The 24,605-nt window shown below is 64.7% G+C and carries 23 protein-coding genes; 12 read left to right on the top strand and 11 right to left on the bottom strand.

The window, feature by feature from the left end; all coding sequences use genetic code 11:
- Window positions 1-538: 538 nt before the first annotated feature.
- Window positions 539-1,933, bottom strand: coding sequence for a hypothetical protein (locus DFO58_RS18445; RefSeq protein WP_183043139.1), 1,395 nt, complete (start codon window positions 1,931-1,933; stop codon window positions 539-541).
- Between DFO58_RS18445 and DFO58_RS18450 the strand changes: the two genes are divergently transcribed.
- From DFO58_RS18450 to DFO58_RS08560, 10 genes are all read left to right on the top strand, one after another.
- Window positions 1,886-2,692, top strand: a complete 807-nt coding sequence (locus DFO58_RS18450) for a hypothetical protein (protein ID WP_047120628.1) — start codon at window positions 1,886-1,888, stop codon at window positions 2,690-2,692. The two genes, DFO58_RS18445 and DFO58_RS18450, sit on opposite strands and share 48 nt — an antisense overlap.
- 46 nt (window positions 2,693-2,738) lie before the next feature.
- A complete protein-coding gene (locus DFO58_RS08520; RefSeq protein ID WP_120990227.1) occupies window positions 2,739-3,755 on the top strand; it encodes an HAD-IIA family hydrolase in 1,017 nt (338 codons plus the stop codon).
- The gene (locus tag DFO58_RS08525; RefSeq protein ID WP_047118650.1) at window positions 3,752-3,955 is read left to right on the top strand and encodes a hypothetical protein; all 204 of its coding nucleotides are present in this window, start codon (window positions 3,752-3,754) and stop codon (window positions 3,953-3,955) included. The genes DFO58_RS08520 and DFO58_RS08525 overlap by 4 nt, the downstream gene beginning before the upstream one ends.
- Window positions 3,952-4,743, top strand: a complete 792-nt coding sequence (locus DFO58_RS08530) for a TlyA family RNA methyltransferase (RefSeq protein ID WP_120990229.1) — start codon at window positions 3,952-3,954, stop codon at window positions 4,741-4,743. Before DFO58_RS08525 ends, DFO58_RS08530 begins: the two co-directional genes overlap by 4 nt.
- A 91-nt stretch (window positions 4,744-4,834) precedes the next feature.
- Entirely contained in the window at window positions 4,835-5,863 is a 1,029-nt protein-coding gene (locus DFO58_RS08535; RefSeq protein ID WP_047118652.1) for an NAD kinase, read from the top strand.
- A gap of 125 nt (window positions 5,864-5,988) precedes the next feature.
- Window positions 5,989-7,743: a DNA repair protein RecN gene (gene recN / locus DFO58_RS08540; protein ID WP_047118653.1), complete on the top strand. Its 1,755-nt coding sequence runs from the start codon at window positions 5,989-5,991 to the stop codon at window positions 7,741-7,743.
- 107 nt (window positions 7,744-7,850) lie between these two features.
- On the top strand, window positions 7,851-9,533 hold the full coding sequence (locus tag DFO58_RS08545) for a CTP synthase (protein WP_047118654.1): 1,683 nt from the start codon (window positions 7,851-7,853) through the stop codon (window positions 9,531-9,533).
- Between the two features lie 155 nt (window positions 9,534-9,688).
- Window positions 9,689-10,351 (top strand): NUDIX hydrolase, encoded by a 663-nt coding sequence (locus DFO58_RS08550; RefSeq protein WP_053797744.1) that lies wholly within the window; start codon window positions 9,689-9,691, stop codon window positions 10,349-10,351.
- A complete protein-coding gene (gene xerD / locus DFO58_RS08555) occupies window positions 10,305-11,291 on the top strand; it encodes a site-specific tyrosine recombinase XerD (RefSeq protein ID WP_053797745.1) in 987 nt (328 codons plus the stop codon). Before DFO58_RS08550 ends, xerD begins: the two co-directional genes overlap by 47 nt.
- Window positions 11,292-11,312: 21 nt before the next feature.
- Window positions 11,313-11,810, top strand: coding sequence for an 8-oxo-dGTP diphosphatase (locus DFO58_RS08560; protein WP_053797746.1), 498 nt, complete (start codon window positions 11,313-11,315; stop codon window positions 11,808-11,810).
- On the opposite strand, the gene DFO58_RS08565 is transcribed toward DFO58_RS08560, so the two are convergent.
- The 6 genes from DFO58_RS08565 to DFO58_RS08590 form a co-directional block, all read right to left on the bottom strand.
- On the bottom strand, window positions 11,797-12,051 hold the full coding sequence (locus tag DFO58_RS08565; RefSeq protein ID WP_053797747.1) for a helix-turn-helix transcriptional regulator: 255 nt from the start codon (window positions 12,049-12,051) through the stop codon (window positions 11,797-11,799). The two genes, DFO58_RS08560 and DFO58_RS08565, sit on opposite strands and share 14 nt — an antisense overlap.
- On the bottom strand, window positions 12,051-12,548 hold the full coding sequence (locus tag DFO58_RS08570) for a DUF2975 domain-containing protein (RefSeq protein ID WP_147407232.1): 498 nt from the start codon (window positions 12,546-12,548) through the stop codon (window positions 12,051-12,053). The genes DFO58_RS08565 and DFO58_RS08570 overlap by 1 nt, the downstream gene beginning before the upstream one ends.
- Window positions 12,549-12,715: 167 nt before the next feature.
- Window positions 12,716-13,858, bottom strand: coding sequence for a bifunctional 2-methylcitrate synthase/citrate synthase (locus DFO58_RS08575; RefSeq protein WP_047118660.1), 1,143 nt, complete (start codon window positions 13,856-13,858; stop codon window positions 12,716-12,718).
- A 112-nt stretch (window positions 13,859-13,970) separates the two neighbouring features.
- Entirely contained in the window at window positions 13,971-14,900 is a 930-nt protein-coding gene (gene prpB / locus DFO58_RS08580) for a methylisocitrate lyase (protein ID WP_053797750.1), read from the bottom strand.
- A 2-nt stretch (window positions 14,901-14,902) separates the two neighbouring features.
- Window positions 14,903-16,420 (bottom strand): MmgE/PrpD family protein, encoded by a 1,518-nt coding sequence (locus DFO58_RS08585; protein WP_047118662.1) that lies wholly within the window; start codon window positions 16,418-16,420, stop codon window positions 14,903-14,905.
- Window positions 16,421-16,427: 7 nt separating this feature from the next.
- A complete protein-coding gene (locus tag DFO58_RS08590) occupies window positions 16,428-17,072 on the bottom strand; it encodes a GntR family transcriptional regulator (RefSeq protein WP_047118663.1) in 645 nt (214 codons plus the stop codon).
- 187 nt (window positions 17,073-17,259) lie between these two features.
- On the opposite strand from DFO58_RS08590, the gene DFO58_RS08595 reads away from it, so the two are divergent.
- Window positions 17,260-19,176 (top strand): AMP-binding protein, encoded by a 1,917-nt coding sequence (locus tag DFO58_RS08595; RefSeq protein WP_120990233.1) that lies wholly within the window; start codon window positions 17,260-17,262, stop codon window positions 19,174-19,176.
- Window positions 19,177-19,257: 81 nt separating this feature from the next.
- Here the strand turns inward: DFO58_RS08595 and DFO58_RS08600 are convergent, their stop codons facing one another.
- The 3 genes from DFO58_RS08600 to DFO58_RS08610 all read right to left on the bottom strand — a co-directional run bounded on the left by DFO58_RS08600 (window position 19,258) and on the right by DFO58_RS08610 (window position 22,672).
- Window positions 19,258-19,998, bottom strand: coding sequence for a VIT family protein (locus tag DFO58_RS08600; RefSeq protein ID WP_053797753.1), 741 nt, complete (start codon window positions 19,996-19,998; stop codon window positions 19,258-19,260).
- 67 nt (window positions 19,999-20,065) lie between these two features.
- On the bottom strand, window positions 20,066-20,815 hold the full coding sequence (locus tag DFO58_RS08605; RefSeq protein ID WP_047120629.1) for a response regulator: 750 nt from the start codon (window positions 20,813-20,815) through the stop codon (window positions 20,066-20,068).
- A 45-nt stretch (window positions 20,816-20,860) separates the two neighbouring features.
- Window positions 20,861-22,672 (bottom strand): sensor histidine kinase, encoded by a 1,812-nt coding sequence (locus DFO58_RS08610; protein WP_052772298.1) that lies wholly within the window; start codon window positions 22,670-22,672, stop codon window positions 20,861-20,863.
- Window positions 22,673-22,741: 69 nt separating this feature from the next.
- On the opposite strand from DFO58_RS08610, the gene DFO58_RS08615 reads away from it, so the two are divergent.
- Window positions 22,742-24,043, top strand: a complete 1,302-nt coding sequence (locus DFO58_RS08615; RefSeq protein ID WP_120990235.1) for a cation:dicarboxylase symporter family transporter — start codon at window positions 22,742-22,744, stop codon at window positions 24,041-24,043.
- A 143-nt stretch (window positions 24,044-24,186) separates the two neighbouring features.
- On the opposite strand, the gene DFO58_RS08620 is transcribed toward DFO58_RS08615, so the two are convergent.
- Window positions 24,187-24,570 carry a VOC family protein gene (locus tag DFO58_RS08620; protein WP_286163534.1) on the bottom strand — a complete coding sequence of 128 codons (384 nt, stop codon included), beginning with the start codon at window positions 24,568-24,570 and terminating at the stop codon, window positions 24,187-24,189.
- Between the last annotated feature and the right edge of the window lie 35 nt (window positions 24,571-24,605).

Consider the following 24,605-nt stretch of genomic DNA (forward strand, 5'->3'; position numbering starts at 1 on the left):
CTGCACTCGTGAGGGTGTGGGAGAGTAGGTCACCGCCGGACTTAACTTGAGAAGTGGAAGGCTCCAACAGTGTTGGGGCCTTCTGCTGTTTAACCCGGCCGGTGCTTGGGCGCCTGGCCTGGCTGGGTGGCTGGTGCGGTTGGCTTGGCCGGTGGGGTGGCCGGTGGGGTGGGGGAGCAGAAGCTCCCCCTTTTTTGTTTAACAGGGAAAGAAGCAACATACCTGGGCATGCGGCGGAACTCCTTGCTGCCTATTCATGAGCCTCGCCCGAATCGTGGGTGCGGATTAGTAGCTGCTTCTGGTCACATGAGTGTCTGCACACATTAGAGGCGAATCCCTATGGTAGAAGTGCTTACTCCCGTAGACTTGAACTAGACGTACATGCCATTGATGCATGGTGATTTGTAAATAGTGAAGTGTTTCGCTGAGGCGAACACGAAGGTTGCGGTATTGAGATATCCGCTGAAGGGGACATTAAATGTCTAACGATTTCCGCCGTAGTTCCGACAATGGACAGGGCGACTTCCGGAACTCAGATTCAAACCGCAACAACTCCCGCGACGGTTTCAAGCGTCGCGATGACAACAACAGCGGTTTCAAGCGCAACGATGATCGTGGCGGATTCCGTGGTGAGCGCCGTGACGACAACCGTGGCGGCGATTTCAAGCGTCGTGACGATAACCGCGGTGGCGGATTCAAGCGAAATGACGACAACCGTGGCGGCGACTTCAAGCGCCGCGATGATAACCGCGGTGGATTCCGCGGCGACCGCAACGATGACCGCGGTGGCTTCCGTGGAGAGCGCCGCGATGACAACCGTGGCGGGTTCCGCGGGGATCGCAATGAGGATCGTGGTGGGTTCCGCCGTAACGACGACAACCGCGGTGGATTCCGTGGCGACCGCAACGATGGCCGTGGTGGTTTCCGTGGCGAGCGTCGCGATGACAACCGTGGTGGCGATTTCAAGCGCCGTGACGATAACCGTGGCGGATTCCGCGGGGATCGCAATGATGATCGTGGTGGCTTCCGCCGTAATGACGACAGCCGCGGTGGCTTCCATGGCGAACGTCGCGATGACAACCGTGGTGGCGATTTCAAGCGCCGTGACGATAACCGTGGTGGATTCCGCGGGGATCGCAATGATGATCGTGGTGGCTTCCGCCGTAACGACGACAACCGTGGGGGCGATTTCAAGCGCCGCGATGACCGCAATGACGAGCGCGGTGGCTTCCGCCGTAACGACGACAGCCGCGGTGGCTTCCGTGGCGAACGTCGCGATGACAACCGTGGGGGCGACTTCAAGCGCCGTGACGATAACCGTGGGGGCGACTTCAAGCGCCGTGACGATAACCGTGGCGGATTCCGCGGGGATCGCAATGATGACCGTGGTGGATTCCGCCGTAATGACGACAACCGTGGCGGCGATTTCAAGCGCCGCGATGACCGCAATGATGATCGCGGTTTCAAGCGCAGTAACGACCGAGGCGACTTCAAGCGCCGCGATGACCGCAATGATGATCGCGGTTTCAAGCGCAGCAACGACCGAGGCGACTTCAAGCGCCGCGATGACCGCAATGATGATCGCGGTTTCAAGCGCAGCAACGACCGAGGCGACTTCAAGCGCCGCGACGACAATCGTGGCGGCGATTTCAAGCGCAGCGATCGTGACTTCAAGCCTCGTGGCGAGAAGAAGTTCGAAGATCCCCGTGCCCAGGAGCCGAAGGCGCACAACCCTGGTGATCTGCGTATTTCGAACCGAGCAGACCGCTCGCAGTCCCCGGAGATCGATGAGGACGTCACCGGCAAGGAACTGGACCGCGTCGCCCGCGCCCAGCTGCGCTACCTGGAAGAACGGTCCGCCAGCTGGGTTGCCAAGCACCTGGTGATGGCCGGCCGTCTGCTGGAAGAGGATCCAGAGCTGGCCTACGAGCACACCCTGGCTGCTTCCCGCCGTGGCGGACGCGTGGCGGTGGTCCGCGAGGCCGTTGGCATCGCCGCCTACCACGCCGGCAAGTACGCCGATTCGCTGCGCGAGCTGCGCACCCACCGCCGTATCTCCGGCTCGGACTACAACCTGCCGCTGATCGCTGATTCGCTGCGCGGCCTGGGCCGTGTGGAAAAGGCCATCGAGCTGGCCCAATCCGAAGAGTCCGCCAATCTGGAACCATCGGTCAAGGTCGAGATGCAGATCGTCCTGGCCGGCTGCTTCGCAGACCTCGGCAAGCTTGATGAGGCCTTGGCCGCACTGGAGTCCCTGGAGCAGCTGAACTTCAACCGCGCCTTCTCCTTCAGCCCTCGCCTGTTCGCCGTCTACGCCGAGCTGCTCGCAGCCGCCGGCCGCACCGAGGAAGCCGCCCGTTGGGAGAAGCAGGTTGCAGTAGCCGAACGTGCCCTGGGCATCGAGGAAGAGACCGAGTCCTTCATCGTCGATCTTGCTCCCGAGATGGACGAGGAGGAAGAAGAAGCTCCTCGTGCCCGTGATCTGGTCGATTCCGAGGCAGCAGCTGACTCCGACGAAACCCCTGAAGAGGGCGCTTCGTCTGGGGAAACCGCCGAATCCGACGCAGAGGACGACACCGAATCGGCCGCCGAGCAAACCGGTATCGACGAGGAAGACGGCCTGGCCGAGGTTGACGCTGATCACATCTCCGACGAGGTCTCGGAGATCACCGACGAGGACGCCGCAAAGTAGACTCGCAGTAGTACCCGTCGTTTGATGAAGTAGGAACCACCTCCCCATGCTGATCTCCGGATTTGATTCTGTCCTCTCCGACCTGGATGGCGTCGTGTACGCCGGACCGAACGCGATTCCCGACGCAGTGGAATCGTTGAACGCGCTGGCCGAGGTGAACGTGGCACACGCGTTCATCACGAACAACGCCGGACGTTCGCCCATGTCGGTCGCGGCGCACCTGCGCCAGCTGGGCGTGAAGACTAGCGCGGAACAGGTCTTCGGCTCGGCAGATGCCGGGGCGGAGATGCTGGCCCGTGAATTGAATCCCGGCAGCAGGGTGCTGGTGGTGGGCTCCCCGTATCTGCGAGAATGCATCGCGGTACGGGGCCTTGAAGTGGTCGAGTCCCACAAGGACGAACCGGTAGCGGTTATCCAGGGATTCGATCCAGAGGTCTCCTGGAACGACCTGGCTGAGGCCTCCTACGCAATCCAGAACGGCGCCAAATGGGTTGCCACGAATACGGACCTGACCATTCCGCGCGCCGAGGGCATTGCCCCGGGTAACGGATCGCTGGTCCACGCGGTGAAGCTGGCCACCGGGGCAACCCCCCGTGTGGCCGGCAAACCCGAATCCTATCTCTTCTCCCGCGCCGCGGACCGCCTGGATTCCAAGCGCCCGCTGGTGCTCGGCGACCGCCTTGACACCGATATCCTCGGCGGATTCCATGCCGGATTCTCCACCGCCATGGTGCTCACGGGTGTCGATACCCCTGCCACCGCACTCGGTGCACCGGTGGAGCAACGCCCGAACTACCTAATTGCCACGCTGGCCGACATCTACCGTCCCTACCCGACCATCAAGGTGCTGGGCTACGGCGTGCAGGTCGGTGATGCGGTGGCCCGCATCGACAACGGCAAGATCGCCGTCGACGGCAACGAGTCGGATCTCAACGCCTGGCGTGCGGCCTGCCACGCCTGGTGGCTCGCGCACCCGCGCCAGAGCACCCATGAATCCCCTGAAATCGAATTCACCTCGCGCGGCTTGCAGATGCTGCGCCGCAAGAACGGTGAAAAGCAGTGAGCGATCTTCCTTCCGCGCCGACGCCGCGTCCCGGGGTCCCCGGCGCCATGCACGGCGGTGCGCCCCAGTTCGACGAGCAGGCGCTGGAAGCCGCGCTCTCCTCCCTGGCAGACCATGACGTTACCGAGCATGCGGGCATCTACGAGCAGCTGCTCGGCGGCCTGCAGCAGGAACTGAATCGATCGGAGTCAGGCTCGTGAACCGTCTGGACCAGGAGCTGGTGGTACGCGGCTTGGCGCGCTCGCGCACCGAAGCCGCCAAGCTCATCGAGGCAGGCAGGGTGCTCGTGGATGGGCTGGAAACCTCCAAGGTGTCCAAGAAGGTATCCGACTCAACGTCAGTAGTGCTCACCCAGGTCGAAGGGGAGCACTACGTTTCCCGGGCGGGGCACAAACTTGCCGGCGCCCTGGATGTATTTACCACCATTTCTCCTGAAGGTTTGCGTTGCCTTGACGCAGGGGCTTCCACCGGAGGATTCACTGACGTCTTGCTGCGGCGGGGAGCCGGCCACGTGGTCGCCGCCGATGTCGGCCATGGCCAACTCGTCGACGAAATCCGGTTTGACCCCCGCGTATCGGTCCATGAGGGGCTGAACGTCAGATACCTGACGCCGGAGGATATCGGTGGAGATGTCGACTTGGTTGTAGCGGACTTGTCCTTTATCTCGCTGCGCCTTGTGCTCGAGGCGCTGGCCGGGGCGACGCGTCCCGGCGGCTCGCTGGTGCTGATGGTCAAGCCCCAGTTCGAGGTCGGGCGCGAACACCTGAACCGCACCGGCGTTGTCACGAGCCCCCAGCTGCGCCAAGGCGCGGTGGAATCAGTGGTCGCCAAGGCCGCTGAATGCGGTCTCGCGTTGCGAGGTCTGGCGCGCAGCCCGCTGGCCGGCCAGGACGGCAACATGGAGTTTTTCCTCTGGCTCAGCGCTGCAGCGAAATCGCAGGATGATGCCGAGAAATCCGCAATGATCCATGCCGTTGACTATTCTTAGTTAAGAGATGCGGCGTTTTCCGAGAACTTAGGGAAACCGACTGCATATCGCAGAGCCAATCACTCATCACTGTTGAGAGGGGCACGCCGCCTTGCGCAAGATCCTAGTCTTCGCCCACACCGGCCGAAAAGAAGCGATCGCTGCAGCGCTGGAAACCTGCGAACTGCTTGCCGAAGCCGGAACCGTACCGGTCATGCGGGCCAAGGACCAGGAAGCGGTGATTCGCGCTGTCGGAGAGCCTGTTCCCGGTGTTGAAATCCTGCATGACGACTGCGCGGTGGAAGACATCGAGTTGGGTGTGGTCCTCGGCGGCGATGGATCGGTGCTGCGCGCCGCGGAATTGGTCCGCGCCGCCCCTTTGCCGCTGGTCGGCGTGAACCTGGGCCACGTGGGATTCTTGGCCGAAGCTGAGCGCACCGAATTGGCAGCCACCGTCAAGGCGCTGGTCGAGAAGACCTACACCGTCGAGGAGCGCATGACCATTGAGGTCAAGGTCTGGCAAGACAATATCTGCCTGGCCGAAACCTGGGCGCTGAACGAAGCAGCGGTGGAAAAGGCCAACCGTGAACGCATGGTCGAGGTGGTCATCGAGGTCGATGGCCGACCGATTTCCACCTTCGGGTGCGACGGCGTCGTCATGGCCACTCCGACTGGCTCGACGGCCTACTCCTTCTCTGCCGGCGGCCCAGTGGTCTGGCCAGACGTGGCTGCACTGATCATGGTTCCGATCTCCGCCCACGCGCTCTTCGCCAAACCCTTGGTCGTGTCGCCCGACTCGGTGATGGCCGTGGAAATGCTCACGCGCACGGATGCAGGAGCAGTGCTGTGGTGCGACGGCCGCCGCACCATCGACCTGCCGCCGGGAGCGCGTATCGAGGTCACGCGCAGCGACACGCCGGTGCGCCTTGCGCGGTTGAATACCACCCCGTTCTCCGAGCGCCTGGTGAACAAGTTCGAACTGCCGATTACCGGCTGGCGCGGGCCGGCCAAGGACGACATGCGGCGGGCCGCCACCACCGCGCTTCCGGTGATCGGTCCGGGTCTGCAGAGCGTCGAACCGCACCATAAGGACGAGCCCGGAATCCCCATGGTCGGCAGCGGGGACGAGCCTCGCCCATAGACCTTCCCTGCAGCGGAAAACGCCATAAGTTTTCCACTTCTTCGAATCTAGCTACGAAAGTGCGCTTAGAACACATATACTAATCGTGCACGTTTGAACTTGAACTCGACTTTCGGGAGCAGGCCATGATTCAGGAAATCTCGATCTCCAACCTGGGCGTCATCACCAATGCCACCCTGCCGCTCGGCCCCGGGCTGACGGTTGTCACCGGTGAAACCGGTGCAGGCAAGACGATGGTGATCACCGCGCTCTCGTTGCTGCTGGGGCGCCGCGCAGATGCCGGCGCCGTGCGCACCGGGGCTGACCATGCCCTGGCGGAGGCCGTCATCCACTTGGACCCTGACCACCACGTGCTCGACGCGGCCGCCCAGGCCGGCGCCTTCATCGAACCGGCTGGCCAGTGCAGTGAACTGCTGCTCTCGCGGTCGCTGTCGGCGCAGGGGCGCTCACGGGCCACCGTAGGCGGGCGCAGCGCGCCTGTCGGCTTGCTGGCTGAACTGGGCCAGGAGCTTGTGGCCGTGCACGGCCAGTCCGACCAGATCCGCCTTAAGGAGCCCGGGGCCCAGCGTGACGCGCTCGACCGATTTGCCGGCAGCGGCGTAGCCCGTATCCTCGGCAGCTACCAGCGCAGCTACCGCCAATGGCGCGCAGCCACCAAGGAGCTGGCCTCGTTGACGCAGGATTCGCGCAACCGGGTGCGGGAGGCCGAGAACCTCCGCCTGGCACTGGATGAAATCGACTCGCTGGATCCGCAGCCCGGAGAAGACGACATGTTGCGCGAGCAGTCCATGAAGCTGGGCAATATCGAGTCCCTGCGCAACGCCAGCCTGCAGGCCCAGGCTGTCATCGACTCCGAGGACTTCGAGAGCCCTGGAATCACCACCCTTGTTGAAACAGCCAGGGGAGTGTTGGTCCAGGCGAGCGGGGACGACCCGGTGCTCTCCGGATTTGCTGAACGGGCCGCTGAACTCGGCATTCTGGCGTCGGAGCTTTCCAGCGATCTTGCCGGTTACGTGGCGGATCTGGACGAGGAAGGCCCCGAGCTGCTGGCGCAGGTCGAGGCGCGCCGCGCAGACCTGGGCAAGCTGTTGCGCAAATACGCACCCAGCATCGACGAAGTCATCGAGTGGGCGCAGACCGCTCGTAAACGCCTGGAATCTCTGGGAGGGGATGACTCGCGCATCGAAGTGCTCCAAGATGAGGTCGTCGCGCTGGAACAGAAGGTCGCGGCGCTAGCCTCCGACCTTTCCGACGCCCGCCGCAAGGCCGCCAAGAAGCTGTCGACCCGAGTTTCGGCGGAGTTGACCGCACTGGCCATGCCTGATGCCAAGCTCGTCATTGAGGTCAACGAACTCGAAGAACCGGGAGCCTTCGGCCAGGATTCGATTTCCATGCTGCTCGCGCCGCATGCCGGGGCTTCTGCGCGCCCGCTGGGCAAGGGCGCCAGCGGCGGCGAGCTCTCCCGCGTCATGCTGGCCATCGAAGTGGTGCTGGCGGCCGTGGATCCCGTGCCGACGTTTGTCTTCGACGAGGTCGACCAAGGCGTCGGCGGCAAGGCGGCGGTCAGCATCGGCGAACGTTTGGCCATGCTGGCCCGTCATGTCCAGGTTATCGTCGTGACCCACCTGCCGCAGGTCGCCGCCTACGCCGACCGGCACATCCGTGTCATCAAGAATTCGGATGCTAAATCCAACGCTGGGGCCGGGTTCACCGCCAGCGACGTCGTCGCTCTCGATGAGCCAGCCCGCATCCGCGAGCTGGCGCGCATGCTTGCCGGGCAGGAAGAATCCGATACGGCGCAGGCGCATGCTGAAGAATTGCTGGCGGATGCGCAAAAATTAGTGTGTTCGCTCACCGCCAGCGAATCGAAGAAGCCTTGATTTTCAACGTCGGCGCGCAAATCTCGAAGCAAACTAGGGCTTCGCGAACCCGTGCACTACAGTGAGTGTGGATGCTTGGTAAAAGAATGGTGATAGGATGAAATCCCGTGGTGCAGCGTAATAATACTCGTGATTCTCGGTCGTCTGAAACGACAAAGCATATCTTCGTCACCGGCGGTGTGGCCTCCTCCCTGGGTAAGGGTTTGACGGCATCCAGCCTTGGACATCTTCTTCGAGCTCGTGGTCTTTCTGTGACCATGCAGAAGCTCGATCCGTACCTGAACGTCGATCCAGGTACCATGAACCCCTTCCAGCACGGTGAAGTCTTCGTTACCGATGACGGCGCCGAAACCGATCTGGATATCGGACACTACGAGCGTTTCCTGGATGAGAACCTACCGGGCAGCGCCAACGTGACCACCGGACAGGTTTACTCCACCGTCCTCGAACGCGAACGCCGCGGCGAGTACCTTGGCGACACCGTCCAGGTCATCCCTCACATCACCGACGAGATCAAGCGCCGTATGCGCTTGGCCGCCACCGAACCGGGTGAAGGCAAGTCGGCTCCCGACGTCATCATCACCGAAATCGGCGGCACCGTTGGCGATATCGAGTCCCAGCCATTCCTGGAGGCAGCACGCCAGGTACGCCAGGACATCGGCCGAAAGAACGCGTTCTTCGTCCATGTTTCCCTGGTTCCGTACATCGGCCCAAGCCAGGAACTGAAGACCAAGCCTACTCAGCACTCGGTCGCAGCCCTGCGCTCGATCGGCATTCAGCCTGACTCGCTGGTCATCCGATCGGATCGCGAGATCCCGGACGAGATGCGCGCCAAGCTCGGCCGCACCTGCGACGTGGATACCGAAGCGGTTATCAACTGCGCCGATGCCCCGAGCATCTACGACATTCCGAAGGTCATCCACGCCCAGGGCCTGGACGCCTACATTGTGCAGACCCTTGACCTGAAGTTCCGTGATGTGGACTGGGAAGACTGGGACCGCCTGCTGGACGTGGTGCACAATCCGAAGACCGAACTGACCATCGCGCTGGTCGGCAAGTACATCGACCTGCCGGACGCCTACCTGTCCGTCACCGAAGCACTGAAGGCTGGCGGCTTCGCCAATCAGGCCAAGGTCAACATCCGTTGGGTCCCATCCGACGAATGCGCCACCGAAGCCGGTGCCAAGAAGGCGTTGGCCGGCGCGGAGGCGATCTGCGTCCCGGGCGGCTTCGGCATCCGCGGCCTTGAAGGCAAGCTCGGCGCACTGAAGTTCGCCCGCGAGAACAAGCTGCCTACTCTGGGCCTATGCCTTGGCCTGCAGTCCATGGTGATCGAGTACGCTCGCAACATGGCTGGTTTGCCGGAGGCTTCCTCGACCGAATTCGATCCAGCATCCTCGACCCCGGTCATCGCGACCATGGAAGAGCAGCTGGACATCGTCGAGGGCAAGGGCGACCTGGGCGGCACCATGCGTCTTGGCTTATACGACGCGAAGCTGCTGGAAGGCTCCGTCGTCGCCGAGACCTACGGCAAGACCGAGGTCGCAGAGCGCCACCGCCACCGCTACGAGGTCAACAATGCCTACCGCGCGCAGCTGGAGGAAGCAGGCCTGGTCTTCTCCGGAACTTCGCCGGACAACAGCCTGGTCGAGTACGTGGAACTGCCGAAGGACGTTCATCCTTACTACGTTTCCACACAGGCCCACCCTGAGCTCTCCAGCCGCCCAACCCGCCCGCACCCGCTGTTCGCTGGTCTGGTGGAAGCGGCAATCGCTCAGCGCGACGTCTAAACAGCCACACTTCAGCCGCTGACGGCGCCTCGCAGGCAGCGTCAGAGCTGAAGCCATACGCGCCGGTCATCGTGACCGGCGCGTATGCATTTAAGCTGGACATGGAGCCAGCCGAATTTTCGGACCCGCCGTCTAGTACAGGAGAACCAAGTTTCATGAGCAAGGACCACAACGTGCAGAGCCAGCAGATCTCGGACGAACTTTCCCCGCGCACACTGGTCGCCCGCGAAACCGTGTACGAAGGCCGGATCTGGAATGTGCTGCATGATTCCGTGGAGCTGTCCGACGAAGGCGCCGTCATCGAACGCGACTACATCGAGCACCCCGGAGCGGTCACCGTGCTGGTGATCGACGAGAGCGAACGTGTGCTCATGGTCAACCAGTACCGGCACCCGGTGGGGATGCGTTTATGGGAGCTGCCAGCCGGTCTGCTGGACATCGCGGGGGAGCCGCCACTGGACGCCGCCAAGCGCGAGCTGTGGGAAGAAGCCGACCGCACCGCGCAGCAGTGGTCGATCCTCACCGACGTGTTCCTGAGCCCGGGCTCATCCTCCGAAGCCGTGCGCATCTATCTGGCCCGCGGAGTCGAGCTGGTCCCCGAAGACCATCGCCACACCCGTACCGACGAGGAAGCAGAAATGATCACCGAATGGGTGCCGCTGGACGAAGCCATCGCCCAGGTGCTAGCCGGAAAGATCCACAACCCGACGGCGGTCATCGGCCTGCTGGCGGCCAACGCGGCCCGCGCCACTGGCTATGCCACGCTGCGCGATGCCGAGGAGCCCTTCGACGTGCACCCGGGGCTTCGCAATCAGTAAGCCAGCCGAAACCGCTTTGGGCCCCTCGCTGGCCCCCGGTTTGCGCCGTTATCTGCAGCACCTGGCGATTGAACGCGGCTTGGCCGAGAACACGCTGTCCTCGTACCGGCGGGATTTGACCCGCTATCTTGAAACGCTGGAAGAGGCCGGCGTGGGAACTCCCGACGCCATCACCGAGGCGCACGTCAACGGGTACCTGCAGCAGCTGGCTCGTGGCGACGAGGTGCACCCACCGCTCGGCGCCCGCTCGGTGGCCCGCCATACCGTGGCGGTGCGGCAGCTGCACAAGTACTGGGAACTGGAAGGCATTTGCGCCCCTAATCCGGCGCGCGAGGTGCAGCCTCCCGCGGTGGGACAATCGCTGCCCAAGGCCATTTCCATCGCCGAGGTCACGAGCATCCTCGAGTCAATCGCGGTGGACACCCCGGCCGGGCTACGCGACCGCGCAATCCTTGAATTCCTGTACTCCACCGGGGCGCGCATTTCCGAAGTGGTCGCGCTGGACGTAGACGATCTGCATTTTTCCGATGACTCGGTCGTCAGGCTGTTCGGCAAGGGCTCCAAGGAACGAGTAGTCCCCGTGGGGGCCTATGCCCAGCGCGCGGTCAGCGACTACCTGGTCCGCGCCCGTCCCGGCTTGGCGGCCAAGGGCAAAGGCACTCCCGCTTTGTTCCTGAACCAGCGCGGCGGGCGGCTCTCCAGGCAGTCCGTCTGGATGATCCTGTCCAAGGCCGCGCAGCGGGCCGGTATCAGCACCGAAGTCTCGCCGCACACCTTGCGCCATTCATTCGCCACCCACCTGCTGGAGGGCGGTGCGGACGTGCGCGTGGTGCAGGAGCTGTTGGGACACGCATCGGTGACCACCACCCAGATCTACACCAAGGTCAGCGTCGATTCACTGCGCGAGGCCTATCAGCTGGCGCACCCGCGCGTGAACTAGAGTCCCAGCAGGAGAGCAATCATGAGCGCAAACAAGACCCATCCCCAGCCGGTGGTGCTGATGCTGGTCCTGCGCGGCCAGGGCGAGCGGCAGGAGGTGCTGCTGGGCCGCAAGCTCACCGGCTTCGGAGCCGGCAACATGGTGGCCCCCGGCGGAAAAATCGAGCCGGGGGAGCAGGCCGCGGCCGCCGCGATCCGGGAGCTGGAAGAGGAGACGGGGCTGCAAGTCACAGAAAGCGCCCCGGTCCACCGAGCCACGATCCTGTTCCGTTTTCCCGTACGGCCTGCCTCGGACATGGACTGCCAAGTCTTCCTGGCCACCAGCTACCAGGGTGAGCCGGTGGCCAGCGAGGAGCTGGAACCGCGCTGGTACCCGGTGGCCAACCTGCCGGTCGATCACATGTGGCAGGACGCGGAGCACTGGCTTCCGCTCATCATCGGCGGGGAGATGTTCACCGCGACAGTAATCATGGCGCAGGACAACCTCGGCGTCGAGTCGGTGCAGATCACCCCCTGGTAGCGGGCGTGGTGTCCTGCCCGGCTTCGGCTTGGGCGGTGTCGGGTTCGTAGACGAGCAGGTCCCCGGGCTGGCAGCCCAGGACCTCGCACAACGACTGCAAGGTCGTGAAGCGGACCGCCTTGGCCCGCCCGTTCTTCAATACCGCCAGATTGGCCGGAGTGATGCCGATCCGTTCAGCCAGCTCTCCGACCGCCATCTTCCGCTTGGCGAGCATGACGTCGATATCGACACGGATGCCCATCAGATGACACCGCCGAGCTCGGTGCGCAGGGCGGCGGCCTGCGCTTCGGTCTGCGTGGCCTGGAGGAGCAGCTGGCGCAAGACGAACACGATCACCGAGATTCCGGCCAGCAGGATTCCGAAGCCGCCGATGAGCAGGACCATTCCCGGGGCGATATCCTCGCCGGGCGCCAGCAGGGCTGCAAGGGCGAAGGTGGCCAGCGATCCGGCGGCGATCGACCAGATGATCGGTCCGACGTATTTGGACGATGCAGGGTCGAACACCGTGCTGCGGGCCACGCGGGTGGCCAGCTTCCAGACGCAGACCGAGCAGATCTCGATGACGATCCCGGCCAGAACCAAGTACGCGAGCAGCGCGACCGCGGGCACATCCGGAGCTCCGGGGCGCGACACCTCGTTCACCGCGATCATCGGCACCATGACCAATTGGACAAAAAGCGTCCCGGCCAGGACCACAGCCAAAATCCCCCTGAGTGCCACAATGCTGAATCGGCTCACGGTTCACCTCACTTATCGTTTTACAGATGGTATCTATCGTTAAACGATAACTCCTGATCGGTACTCAGGCAATCCCGAGCGGAGGTGCTCGTCCGTGGGGACGTGCGGCGGACACAAAAAACGCCGGCCCGGACGCGAGGTCCGGGCCGGCGGCAAGGCGCTACTATTTACAGTGCGCGCTGCTCCGGGCCGTTGTAGGCAGAGAGCGGGCGGATCAGGGCGTTCGAGGCGCGCTGCTCCATGATGTGTGCGGTCCAGCCGGTGATGCGCGCCGCGATGAAGATCGGGGTGAACATCTCGGTGTCGAAGCCCATCAGGTGGTAGGTCGGGCCTGCCGGGTAGTCCAGATTCGGCTTGATGGCCTTGGCCTCGTCCATGGCTGCTTCCAGGCCGTCGTAGAGGCCCAGCATTTCGTGGCGGCCGTAGTGCTCGATCATGCGATCCAGTGCGGCCTTCATGGTCGGAACGCGGGAGTCGCCGTGCTTGTAGACGCGGTGGCCGAAGCCCATGACCTTCTTCTTGGCTGCCAGGGCCTCTTCCATCCAGGCCTTGGCGCGCTTGGCGGCGTCCTCGCGGGACTCGTCCTTGTCGATGCCGATCTCGGTGAAGGTGTGCATGACGGCCTCGTTGGCGCCGCCGTGCAGCGGGCCCTTCAGGGCGCCGATGGCGCCGGTGACTGCCGAGTGCAGGTCCGACAGGGTCGAGGTGATCACGCGAGCGGTGAAGGTCGACGCGTTGAACGAGTGCTCCGCGTACAGCACCATGGAGACGCGGAAAGCGTCGACAACCTCAGGCGCTGCTTCTTCGCCGAAGGTCATCCACAGGAAGTTGGCTGCGTAATCCAGATCGTCGCGCGGCGGGACGACGTCCAGGCCGCGGCGGCGGCGCTGGTCGTAGGCCACGACAGCAGGGAAGGCCGCGAACAGCTCCTTGGACTTCAGTAGCTCGGCTTCGACGGAGGAGTTCTCCGACTGCGAGTGGTTGGCGCCGATCACGGAGACCGCGGTGCGGCCCACGTCCATCGGGTGGCAGTCGGCCGGCAACAGGTCGATGGCGGCCTTGACGGCCGGATCCAGCGTGCGGTTGGCGCGCTCGAAGGCTGTGAATTCGGTCAGTTCGCTCTGGGACGGCAGTTCGCCGTTCCACAGCAGCAGGGCAACCTCTTCGAAGGACTTGGATGCTGCAAGGTCCTGTACCGGGTAGCCGCGGTAGAGCAGGGAGTTGGTCTCTGGGTTGACCTTGGATACGGCGGTGTAGTCGACGACGACTCCAGCCAGACCCTTCTTGATGTCTTCGGTGCTCGTGCTCATGGTCGTACTCCTCCTGAATTGTCTTTCAAGACTTTTAGGCCGGTAGCGCGGGCCGTCGAAGAATTCAGACGGCCCGCGCAACCGGACGCTGCCACAGTGCGGTGGCTCCTGTTTAGAGATTCGCGCTGTTGGAATCGATGTCCAGGGTTGGGACCTGGAAGTTGAAGATTCCGGTGTCGAACCGGTTGTAGGCTTCGTAGTCCACCAGCTCGTACAGACGTGACCTGGTTAACATGTTATCCACTTCGCGCTGCTGGGTGCCGTCTTCGCTGATCGCGTCCAGCACCCGCTCCGCCGCGCCCATGGCGCTGCGCAGGAGGGTGACCGGGTAGATGATCAGCGCGACGCCGGCATCTGCCAGTTCCTGGCGGTTGAACAGCTCGGACTTGCCGAACTCGGTCATGTTGGCCAGCACCGGCACGTCCACTGCATTGCAGATCGCCTCGAACTCGGCGACGTTCTTCATGGCCTCCGGGAAGATCGCGTCCGCGCCGGCATCCACCATGGCCTTGGCGCGGTCCACGGCCGAAGCCAGGCCCTCGACCGCACGGATGTCCGTGCGGGCCATGATCAGGAAGTTCTCGTCGATGCGTGCGTCGGCGGCGGCAGCGATGCGCTTGAGCATGGTTTCGGTATCCACCACGTTCTTGCCATCCAGGTGCCCGCAGCGCTTCGGGTTGAACTGGTCCTCGATGTGGCAACCGGCCAGGCCGGCGTATTCCAGCTCCTGGATGGTGCGGGCCACGTTCATCGGCTCGCCGAAGCCGGTGTCGGCGTCAACGATCGACGGGAGGTCGGTCATGCGGGCGATCTGCCCGGCGCGGGTGGCGACCTCGGTCAGCGAGGTCAGGCCGATGTCCGGCAGGCCCAGGTCATTGGCCAGCACCGCACCGGAGATGTAGACGCCGTCGAAGTTCTTCTCGCTGATCAGCTTGGCCGAGAGCGGGTTGAAGGCTCCGGGGAACTGGCGGGCAGCTCCCGGGGTCAGCATTTCGCGCAGCGCTACGCGCTTCGCGGCTGGGGTCTTGGTTGAGTACAACATGATTAGAACAGTCCCTTAGGTGCGGTTTCCAGGTTGATGACACCGTCGGCGGCCTGGATGTTCAGCTGGTCCAGCTCGCCGGCTGCAAGGTTCTCCAGGTTCTCGGCGGCGGCGATGAAGCGGTTGATCTCCGCCTCGTCGACCAGGCCCTCGGCCAGGGTGCGGAACTTGTTGATGTACTGCTCGCGGGCGAACGGACGTGCGCCCAGCGGGTGCGCGTCGGCGACGGCGATCTCATCGGTGATCACGGTACCGTCGTTCAGGGTGATTTCCACCGAACCGCCGAAGGCCTTCTCTGCGATGTCCAGCGAGTGGTAGCGGCGGGTCCACTCGGCGTCTTCCTCGGTGGTCACCTTGTTCCACAGCTCAACGGTGTCGGCGCGGCCGGCACGCTCAGGGGAGTAGGAATCCACGTGGTGCCATGCGCCGTCCTGCAGTGCAACGGTGAAGATGTACGGGATCGAGTGGTCCAGGGTCTCGCGCGAAGCGGTCGGATCGTACTTCTGCGGGTCGTTGGCGCCGGAGCCGATGACGTAGTGGGTATGGTGGCTGGTCTTGATCAGCACCGACTTCACGTTCTTCGGGTCCGCGGCTTCCGGGTGCTCGCCGTGCAGCTTGCGGGCCAGGTCGATCCAGGCCTGCGCCTGGTACTCGGCCGAGTGCTCCTTGGTGTAGGTGTCGAGGATGGCGCGCTTGGCTTCGCCGGCCTCAGGCAGCGGAACCTCGTAGGCTGCGTCCGGCCCGTCCAGCATCCAGGCGATGACGCCGTCTTCGCCTTCGTAGATCGGCACTGGGGAGGTCTGGCCGCGCATGGCGCGGTCGGCTGCCTCAACTGCCATCTTGCCGGCGAAGGCCGGGGCGTGGGCCTTCCAGGTGGAGATTTCGCCCTTGCGCGACTGGCGGGTGGCGGTGGTCGTGTGCAGGCCCTGGCCAACGGCCTGGAAGATTGTCTCGACGTCCAGGCCCAGCAGGGTGCCGATGCCGGCTGCGGCCGATGGGCCCAGGTGCGCCACGTGGTCGATCTTGTGCTTGTGCAGGCAGATGGCCTTGACCAGGTCGACCTGGATCTCGTAGCCGGTGGCGATGCCGCGGATCAGGTCCTTGCCCGAAGCGCCGGTGTGCTGCGCCACGGCCAGGATCGGCGGGATGTTGTCGCCCGGGTGGGAGTACTCGGCGGCCAGGAAGGTGTCATGGTAGTCGAGCTCGCGCACAGCCACGCCGTTGGCCCAGGCAGCCCACTCGGGGGAGACCTTCTCGGAGATGCCGAACACCGAGGCGCCCTGGCCGCCGGTGGAGGGCGCGTGGGTCAGCGCCTGGGCGCGGGCCGCGACGATCGGGCCGCGGTTCAGCGACGCGATGGCCACCGAGGCGTTGTCGATGATGCGGTTGATGATCATCTCGGTGACTTCGCTGGTGACCTCGACCGGGTCGGCGGCGACGGTGGCGATCTTGTGGGCCAGCTGGTCTTCGCGGGCCAGGTTTTCCTCGGAGCGGTATACGCGTACTGGGTGGTTGATCATGGAGATGCTACCTTTCGGATCCAACTGTGTATGTCTTGATGTGTGTAAAAGATTTGTGGAGGTGAACGGTGGTGGCGGCCGCCGCCACCTCTGCGTTCCCCTCGGCAATCGCCCAGGCGATGGCCGCGTGTTCGCGGGCCGAGTCGCGCAGCCTGTCGGGATTGTCCTTGGCCAGCCGGCGCACCCGTTGCAGATGCACGCGCAGGGTGCGCAGCGCGGTGGCCAGGTACGGGTTGTTGGCCGCGTCGTCGACCATCTCGTCGAGCCGGGCGACCAGCTGGTAGTAGTCGTCGCGGGCCCCGGAGAGATCCGCCAGATGCACCGACCGGTCGAAATCCTCGGCCAGGGATGCGAACTGAGCACGGTTTTCCGACAAGGCGGCCTGCCTGGCGCTGGTGATTTCCAGTGCGCGGCGCAGCACGAAGAGATCTTCCAGATGGTCTTCGCTGACCTCTGAAACCACCACTCCGCGGCCCCGCTGAGGAACCGCCAATCCGTCGGCCACCAATCGGGCCAGGGCTTCGCGTACCGGGGTGCGGGAAACACCTAGTCGTTCCGATTGTTCAACCTCGGCAAGCACGGTTCCCGGGTGCAAGCGCCACTCGACGATGTCGGTGCGCAGGCTCTCGTAGACCTTGTCACTTGCTCTCATGCTTCGAGTGTATACACAAACCGAGTCAAATGGGGCAAAGCTCGGAAAATATTTTAGAAAAGTACGAAATATGTATACATGGATGTTGTGATTGTGTGACTGTAGTCATAGGCTTATGTATACGAGGACGAGTCGAGATATTTAACAGGACGCCGGGCAGCGACGCCCGACGCCGGAGGAGAACACCATGGCGCAGACCTACCGCCAGGCCTTTGATCAAGCGAGCACTGATCCGGAGACATTCTGGCTTGAGGCCGCCAAGGATATCCAATGGGATACGGTGCCGACATCAGCCGTCGATGCTTCGCGCAAGCCGCTGTACAACTGGTTCCCCGACGGCATGCTGAACCTGTCGGTCAATGCGCTGGATCGCCACGTGGCCGCCGGACGCGGCGACCAGGCCGCATTGATCTACGATTCGGCCATGCTCGGGACAGTCCAGACCTATACCTATGCGCAGCTGCTGCGCGAGGTCGAGATCTTCGCCGGCGTGCTGCTCGCACGCGGAGTCAAGACCGGGGACCGCGTGCTGATCTACATGCCGATGGTTCCGCAGGCCCTGGTCTCCATGCTTGCCTGCGCCCGCATCGGCGCGGTGCACTCGGTGGTCTTCGGCGGCTTCGCCCCCAAGGAACTGGCAGCGCGCATCACCGACTGCGCGCCGGTGGCCATCGTGGCAGCGACCGGCGGCATCGAGCCTTCGCGCCGCATCGAGTACCTGCCGGCCGTCGCCGAGGCGCTGAGCCTCGCCGAGCCTGCGGTCAAGGACGTCATCGTCGCGCACCGCGAGGGCTTCGCCCACTCGATCGAGGAATACCACGGCAAGCCGATCAACGGGCAGGACATCAACTGGCTTGACTGGGACCAGCTGGCTGAAACCGCGCAGCCTGCCGCGCCGGTCTCGGTGCCGTCCACCCACCCGCTGTACGTGCTGTACACCTCCGGAACCACCGGCGCCCCCAAGGGCGTGGTGCGCGACACGGGCGGCTACGCCACCGCGCTGCAGTTCTCCATGAACGCCATCTACGACGTGCACCCGGGGGACACCATGTTCACCGCCTCGGACGTGGGCTGGGTCGTGGGACACTCCTACATCGTCTACGCGCCGCTGATCGCCGGCGCCACCACGGTGCTCTACGAGGGCAAGCCGGTGGGCACCCCGGATGCCGGCGTGTTCGGCCGCATCATCGCAGACCACAAGGTCACCACCATGTTCACCGCCCCGACCGCGCTGCGCGCGGTGCGCAAGGCGGATCCGACCGGCGGGTTGATGACCTCCCACGACCTGTCCAGCCTGCGGGCGCTGTTCGTGGCCGGCGAACGCCTTGACCCGGACACCTACCACTTCACCTCCGAGCTGCTGAACATCCCGGTGGTGGACAACTGGTGGCAGACCGAAACCGGCTGGCCGATCGCCTCCAACCCGCTGGGCTTGGAACAGCTTCCCGCCAAGGCCGGCAGCCCCACCACCCCGGTGCCGGGCTTCGACGTGCAGATCCGCGACGCCCTGGGCGAGGAGGTGCCCACCGGCGAGGAAGGCAACATTGTGGTTCGCCTGCCGCTGCCTCCGGGCGCTCTGGTCACCCTGTGGGGCGACGACCAGCGTTTCATCGACACCTACCTGAGCCAGCTGGAAGGCTACTACCTCACCGGCGACTCGGGTTTCCTGGACGAGGACGGCTACCTGTTCGTAATGGGCCGCACCGACGACGTGATCAACGTGTCGGGCCACCGGCTGTCCACCGGCGCCATGGAGCAGGTGCTCTCCAGCCACCCGGCCGTGGCCGAATGCGCGGTCATCGGCCTGGCCGACGCGCTCAAGGGCCAGCGGGCCAGCGGCTACGTGGTGCTCAAGTCCGGCGTCGAAGCCGACGAGGAAGCGCTGAAGAAGGAAATCGTGGCCCTGGTGCGCCAGCACATCGGCCCGGTGGCCGACTTCCGCGAGGTCACCGTGGTCGCCGCGCTGCCCAAGACCCGCTCGGGCAAGATCCTGCGCAAGACCATGCGCCAGATTGCCGACGGCAAGGAATACACCGTGCCTTCGACCATCGAGGACACCGCGGTGCTCGATGACCTGATGCCGCTGCTGCGTCCGGAAGCCTAGAGCCCGGCGACCCCGAAGCACCCGTGCCCTGCCTGCGAATCGTCGCAGGCAGGGCACGGGTGTTTAATCGGGGCGGAAGCCTCAGCTGACCGCGACGCCGAAGAGCAGGCCGATCAGGTAGGTGGCGGCCATGGTGGCCGAACCCATCAGGACATTGCGCACGATGGCCGGAACCAGCGGGGCGCCGCCCAGCCGCGCGCTGATCCAGCCGGTGAGGAACAGTCCCAGCACCACAGCCAACGCGGTGTTGATGATTTCGCTGCCGAAGGGCAGCAGGATCATGGCCAGCGGGATCAGCGCGCCGACGGTGAAGGCGATGAAGGAGGACAGCGCGGCATGCCACGGGCTGGTCAGCTCCTGCGGGTCGATGCCCAGCTCCACCTCCGCGTGCGCCGCCAACGCGTTGTGGCTGGTCAGCTCCCGGGCGACCTGCAGGGCCAGCTCTTCGGACAGCCCGCGCTGGCGGTACAGCCCGGCGAGCTCCTGAAGTTCCTCCTCCGGCTGCTCGCGCAGCTCGCGTTGTTCCTTGGCCAGCAGAGCGCGCTCGGTGTCCCGCTGGGTGCTGACCGAGACGTATTCGCCTCCGGCCATGGAGAAGGCGCCGGCGACCAGGGCCGCGATGCCAGCGGTGGCGATGGCTGCCAGATTGTTCGGGGTGGCCGCGGCGACACCCACCACCACGCCGGCCACTGACACGATGCCGTCGTTGGCGCCGAGCACTCCGGCGCGCAGCCAGTTCAGCCGCTGGCCCACGTTCTGCTCGCCGTGGGCTTCGCCGGGGTGCTGGATCGCGGAGATGATCTCCTGGTTTTCATTGCTCATACTGCCATCATGCGCCGTGGATCGGGCGCTGACAAGGATGGTTTGGCTTGGGTAAGTTTGGTATGGGTTACCTGCCGGAGAACGCGGACGCGGCCCTGTACTCGTATTCCGGGCGTCCGCGGGTGCCGTGCCGGGGCTGCTTGACCGCGGCCTTCGACTCGGCCAGGTGTTCCAGGTAGCGGCGGGCGGTGACCCGGGACATGCCCAGCTGGTCGGCCAGCTCGGTGGCGGAGAAGGCTGTGCCGGCGCTCGCATTCAGATGCTCGCTGATCTGCGCCAGGGTTTCGGGGATCAGCCCCTTGGGCAGCGTGGTGGAGGCGCTCGAAGTGCGCAGCGCGGAGAAGGCGGTGTCCAGGGCCGCCTGGCTGGCGTCCGGCCCGGTGGAGCGCATGGAGGCGATGAAGCGGCGGTGGTTTTCCAGCTTTTCGGCGAACACCGCGAAGGTGAAGGGCTTGATCAGGTACTGGGTGATGCCGGTGGCCACCGCCGAGCGCACCACCGCCAGGTCGCGCACCGCGGTGATGGCGATGATGTCGGTTGTCAGCCCGCGCCCGCGCATGCGCTTGGCCACGTCGATGCCGTGCAGGTCGGGCAGCGTCATGTCCAGCAGCACCAGGTCGAAGGGCTCGCCGGCCTGCACCGCGTCGGCCAGCAGGCTCAGCGCCTGCTGCCCGTTGCCCGCCACCGCTGCCGCGGTGAAGCCCTCGATGCGGTTGACGAAGGCCGCGTGGGCGGCGGCGGTGTCGGGTTCGTCGTCGACGACCAGCACCCGCAGCGGGTGCAGGGTTCCCGGCCCGGGGGTGTTCGCGGTCTGCATGGTGCCCATCGGCTCCTCCCGAAATCGTTGTGCCCTCGGCGCGGGCTAGCTGCGCGGGGTGAAGGGCAAGGTCACCGTGAAGATCGCCCCGGCGTCGTTGTCCACATTCATTGTGCCATCCAGGCGCAGCACCGCCTGCTGGACCAGGGCCAGCCCGAGCCCGCGCGGCTGCGCCCCGGACTTGGTGCTGACCCCGAAGCGCAGCAGGTTCTCCAGGAACTCGGGCTCGATGCCAGGTCCGGAGTCGGCCACCGAAATGATCAGCTCGTCGTCCAGTGCGGTGACCTCCACCCAGACCGTGGCATCCTCGGTGCCTACCGAGACGTCCAGCGCGTTGTCCAGCAGGTTGCCGACTATGGTGACGATGTCGGTGGCGGCGAACGCGTCGGTGGGCATCACGCCCTGCGCGCTGATGTCCAGCTGGATGCCGCGTTCATGGGCCTGGGCGGCCTTGGCCACGAGCAGGCTGGAGAGGTAGACGTCGTCGATGCTGTGCACGATCGCGTCGGTCAGCTGCTGCGAGTGCTGCCGGTCGTCCACCGCGAAGGCCAGCGCCTGGTCGACCTTGCCGTTCTCGATCAGCGTGGCGATGGTGTGCAGCCGGTTGGCGTGCTCGTGGGTCTGGGCGCGCAACGCGGTGGAGAAGGTCTTCAGCGACTGCAGTTCGCCGGCCAGTTCCTGCACCTCGGTCAGGTCGCGCAGCGTGAGCACCTGCCCGGTCAGCGGCTGGATGCCGAACCAGCCGCGCCAGGAACCGCCCACGCGCGGCAGGTTCGTATTGGTCAGCTTCGCCGGGCCTTGGGAAACTGACAGCACGGTGTGGGCGCCCAGATGGATTTCGTCCTTGCAGCTGCGCCCGGTGACCATCAGCTCGCGCAGGGTCTCGGGCATCTGCACTTCCTGCGGATCCATGCCCTCGCCGGGGACTTCTTCGGGCAAGCCCAGCAGCCGGGCCGCTTCCTGGTTGTACAGCACGATGCGGTGCCGACGGTCCAGCAGCACCAGCCCCTCGCGCACCGAGTGCAGGGCGGAGAAGTAGAACGCGTACAGCCGGCGCAGCCCGTGCGGGCCGAAACCCAGGGTGGCCTGGTTGACGTAACGGGAGAAGAACCAGGCGCTGAAGCCTGCCAGCAGCAGGGTCAGCGCGGAGACCAGCAGGATCTGCGGGATTTCGCTGCGGTAGATCAGCTGCAGGTTGTGCAGCGTGATGCCGGTGGACACCATGCCCACGAGCCTGCCCTGGTGGTAGACCGGGGCGATGGTGCGTACCGAGTTGCCCAGCGTGCCCACGGCCTGCTCGTTGTAGACCTCACCGTGCAGCGCCTGGCTGGTGGAGCCGGAATAGGGTCTGCCGATCTGCTCCGGGTCGGGGTGGGTGACGCGGATCCGGTCGGGGGTCATGATCGTGATGAAGTCCACCACCGGGGCGCGGTTCAGGATCTCGTTCGCATAGGGCTGCAGCTGTTCGGTGGGGTTCTTGCCCGCCAGGGCCTGGCTGACGAACGGGTCGTTGGCCAGGGTGATGGAGATGGCCGCCACCGTTGACTGCTTGTCCTCCAAGATTACCCGGTTCTGCTGCTGGTAGGTGGCGATCGCCAGCCCGGCGACCACCAGCAGCACCACGAGCATCTGCGCCGAGAAGATCAGCACCGCGAAGGACCAGCCGTCGCGGGTCAGCGGGGCCGGGTCGTTGCGGGAATCCAGCGGGCGGGGCAAGGGGTGATCGGCGAAATGATCGGTCAAGGCTTCCCCCTTCGCGTGGCCGCCGCGCGGCCGGCCGGCCGTGGCTGCACTGGTGTGCGTGACCAATATGAACTCAACGGAGATGAAAATCACGAAGGCGCGCACGATGGACATAACGATTCTACGGAATGCCGTCCGGCAACGACGCCGTCGCGGTTCCCACTCACAAGACAGGTCACTTTCATGGCTATCACCGAGCACGATTCGGCGGCATCCGATGCGCCGCAGCAGGCAAATAAGAAGGACCGGACGCACTGGCTCTACATCTCGGTGATCGCCGCGGTGGTGCTCGGCGCCATCATCGGCCTGGTCGCCCCTGATCTGGGCAAGGCCCTGAAGCCGCTGGGCGACGGGTTCGTCGCCCTGATCAAGATGATCATCGCCCCGGTGATCTTCTGCACCATCGTGCTCGGCATCGGTTCCATCGCCAAGGCTGCGACCGTGGGCAAGGTCGGCGGCTTGGCGCTGCTGTACTTCATCGGCATGTCCACCTTCGCGCTGGCCCTGGGCCTGGTCGTGGGCAACATCATCCACCCGGGCGAGGGCCTTGATTTGCAGCCCTACGATCCGAACAAGCCGAAGACCGAAAACGGCACCGTCGACTTCTTCATGTCGCTGATCCCGGGATCCCTGCCGGTGCTGCCGACCCTGGTGGTCGCACTGTTCGTAGGTTTCGCGCTGCAGGGCATGGGCAAGAGCGGCGAACCGGTGCTGCACGGCATCCAGGCCATCCAGAAGGTCGTCTTCCGCATCATGATGATGATCATGTGGGTTGCGCCGATCGGTGCCTTCGGCGCCATCGCCGCCGTCGTGGGCGCCACCGGCTGGGCCGCCATCGGTTCTATGGCCATCCTCATGGGCGCGTTCTACCTGACCTGCATCATCTTCATCGTCTTCGTGCTGGGCACCATGCTGCGCCTGGTCACCGGTCTGAACATCTTCCTGCTGCTGAAGTACCTGGCCCGCGAGTACCTGCTGATCTTCTCGACCTCCTCCTCCGAGTCGGCCCTGCCGCGCCTGATCGCCAAGATGGAGCACGTGGGTGTCTCGAAGCCGGTGGTCGGCATCACCGTCCCGACCGGCTACTCGTTCAACCTCGACGGCACTGCCATCTACCTGACCATGTCGGCGCTGTTCGTCTCGACGGCCATGGGCATGCCGATGAACCTCGGTGAGCAGATCGGCCTGCTGGTCTTCATGATCATCGCCTCGAAGGGCGCAGCCGGCGTGACCGGCGCCGGCCTGGCCACCTTGGCCGCTGGCCTGCAGGCGCACCGTCCGGAGCTGCTCGGCGGCATGGGCGTGATCGTGGGCATCGACAAGTTCATGTCCGAGGCCCGCGCGCTGACCAACTTCACCGGTAACGCGGTGGCCACCTTGCTGATCGGCAAGTGGACCCACGAGGTCGACCTGGACCAGGCCAAGGCAGTGCTCTCCGGACAGCGCCCGTTCGACGAGGCGCTCATGGAAGAAAGCATGCACTAGCCTCCAGCCGGCCACCAGCCTCGCAAGCATCCGCCCTCCCGCACCCAGCGGGAGGGCGGATGTTTCTCATTAACCGCCACTGGAACGCCACTCTGCACAGGCCACGGGTTATGCACGGTGTGGAACTGAGATTGGCCGTGCGTTCACTCGCCGGGGTCCGGAATGACGCCGGGGCCGGCGATGACTATCCGATTGCCATCGGGATCTGCCAGCTGCAGGATCCGTGCCCCACCGCCCTGTTCCGGTCCGCCATGGACGAATCCCGCCTTGGATAGCCGAAGTGCCTCCGAATCGAGATTGGAAACTTCCAACACGACCGTAGAGCGGCCTGCGCGTTCAGGCTCATGCCAGACTTGAAGCCCGAACCCGTGACCGAGGTGCCATTCCAGCAGCCCATCCATCGGGCGGCGGTCCGGCTCGCGGGAAAGCAGTCTCATGTACCACTGCTCGGCGCGTTTTAGATCCGAAACCGTGCAATTGGCAAGCAAGCTTTTGAACATCCCAATCTCCTTTTGCGATGCGGCCATAGTGCAGTCTCCAATGATTCGAGCACTCGGGTACG

It is taken from the genome of Arthrobacter sp. AG1021 (assembly GCF_003633665.1).
GTDB lineage: Bacteria > Actinomycetota > Actinomycetes > Actinomycetales > Micrococcaceae > Glutamicibacter > Glutamicibacter soli.

Bases quoted from the DNA above. Each gene is read 5' to 3' on its own strand.
- DFO58_RS08575 (WP_047118660.1), bottom strand. From the start codon at position 13,858: ATGAGCACGAGCACCGAAGACATCAAGAAGGGTCTGGCTGGAGTCGTC.
- DFO58_RS08595 (WP_120990233.1), top strand. From the start codon at position 17,260: ATGGCGCAGACCTACCGCCAGGCCTTTGATCAAGCGAGCACTGATCCG.
- DFO58_RS18450 (WP_047120628.1), top strand. From the start codon at position 1,886: ATGGCCGGCCGTCTGCTGGAAGAGGATCCAGAGCTGGCCTACGAGCAC.
- DFO58_RS08610 (WP_052772298.1), bottom strand. From the start codon at position 22,672: ATGTCCATCGTGCGCGCCTTCGTGATTTTCATCTCCGTTGAGTTCATA.
- DFO58_RS08565 (WP_053797747.1), bottom strand. From the start codon at position 12,051: ATGGGCATCCGTGTCGATATCGACGTCATGCTCGCCAAGCGGAAGATG.
- DFO58_RS08550 (WP_053797744.1), top strand. From the start codon at position 9,689: ATGAGCAAGGACCACAACGTGCAGAGCCAGCAGATCTCGGACGAACTT.
- DFO58_RS08605 (WP_047120629.1), bottom strand. From the start codon at position 20,815: ATGCAGACCGCGAACACCCCCGGGCCGGGAACCCTGCACCCGCTGCGG.
- DFO58_RS08600 (WP_053797753.1), bottom strand. From the start codon at position 19,998: ATGAGCAATGAAAACCAGGAGATCATCTCCGCGATCCAGCACCCCGGC.
- xerD (WP_053797745.1), top strand. From the start codon at position 10,305: ATGCCGAGGAGCCCTTCGACGTGCACCCGGGGCTTCGCAATCAGTAAG.
- DFO58_RS08585 (WP_047118662.1), bottom strand. From the start codon at position 16,420: ATGATCAACCACCCAGTACGCGTATACCGCTCCGAGGAAAACCTGGCC.
- DFO58_RS08620 (WP_286163534.1), bottom strand. From the start codon at position 24,570: ATGGCCGCATCGCAAAAGGAGATTGGGATGTTCAAAAGCTTGCTTGCC.
- DFO58_RS08590 (WP_047118663.1), bottom strand. From the start codon at position 17,072: ATGAGAGCAAGTGACAAGGTCTACGAGAGCCTGCGCACCGACATCGTC.
- prpB (WP_053797750.1), bottom strand. From the start codon at position 14,900: ATGTTGTACTCAACCAAGACCCCAGCCGCGAAGCGCGTAGCGCTGCGC.
- recN (WP_047118653.1), top strand. From the start codon at position 5,989: ATGATTCAGGAAATCTCGATCTCCAACCTGGGCGTCATCACCAATGCC.
- DFO58_RS08615 (WP_120990235.1), top strand. From the start codon at position 22,742: ATGGCTATCACCGAGCACGATTCGGCGGCATCCGATGCGCCGCAGCAG.
- DFO58_RS08520 (WP_120990227.1), top strand. From the start codon at position 2,739: ATGCTGATCTCCGGATTTGATTCTGTCCTCTCCGACCTGGATGGCGTC.
- DFO58_RS08560 (WP_053797746.1), top strand. From the start codon at position 11,313: ATGAGCGCAAACAAGACCCATCCCCAGCCGGTGGTGCTGATGCTGGTC.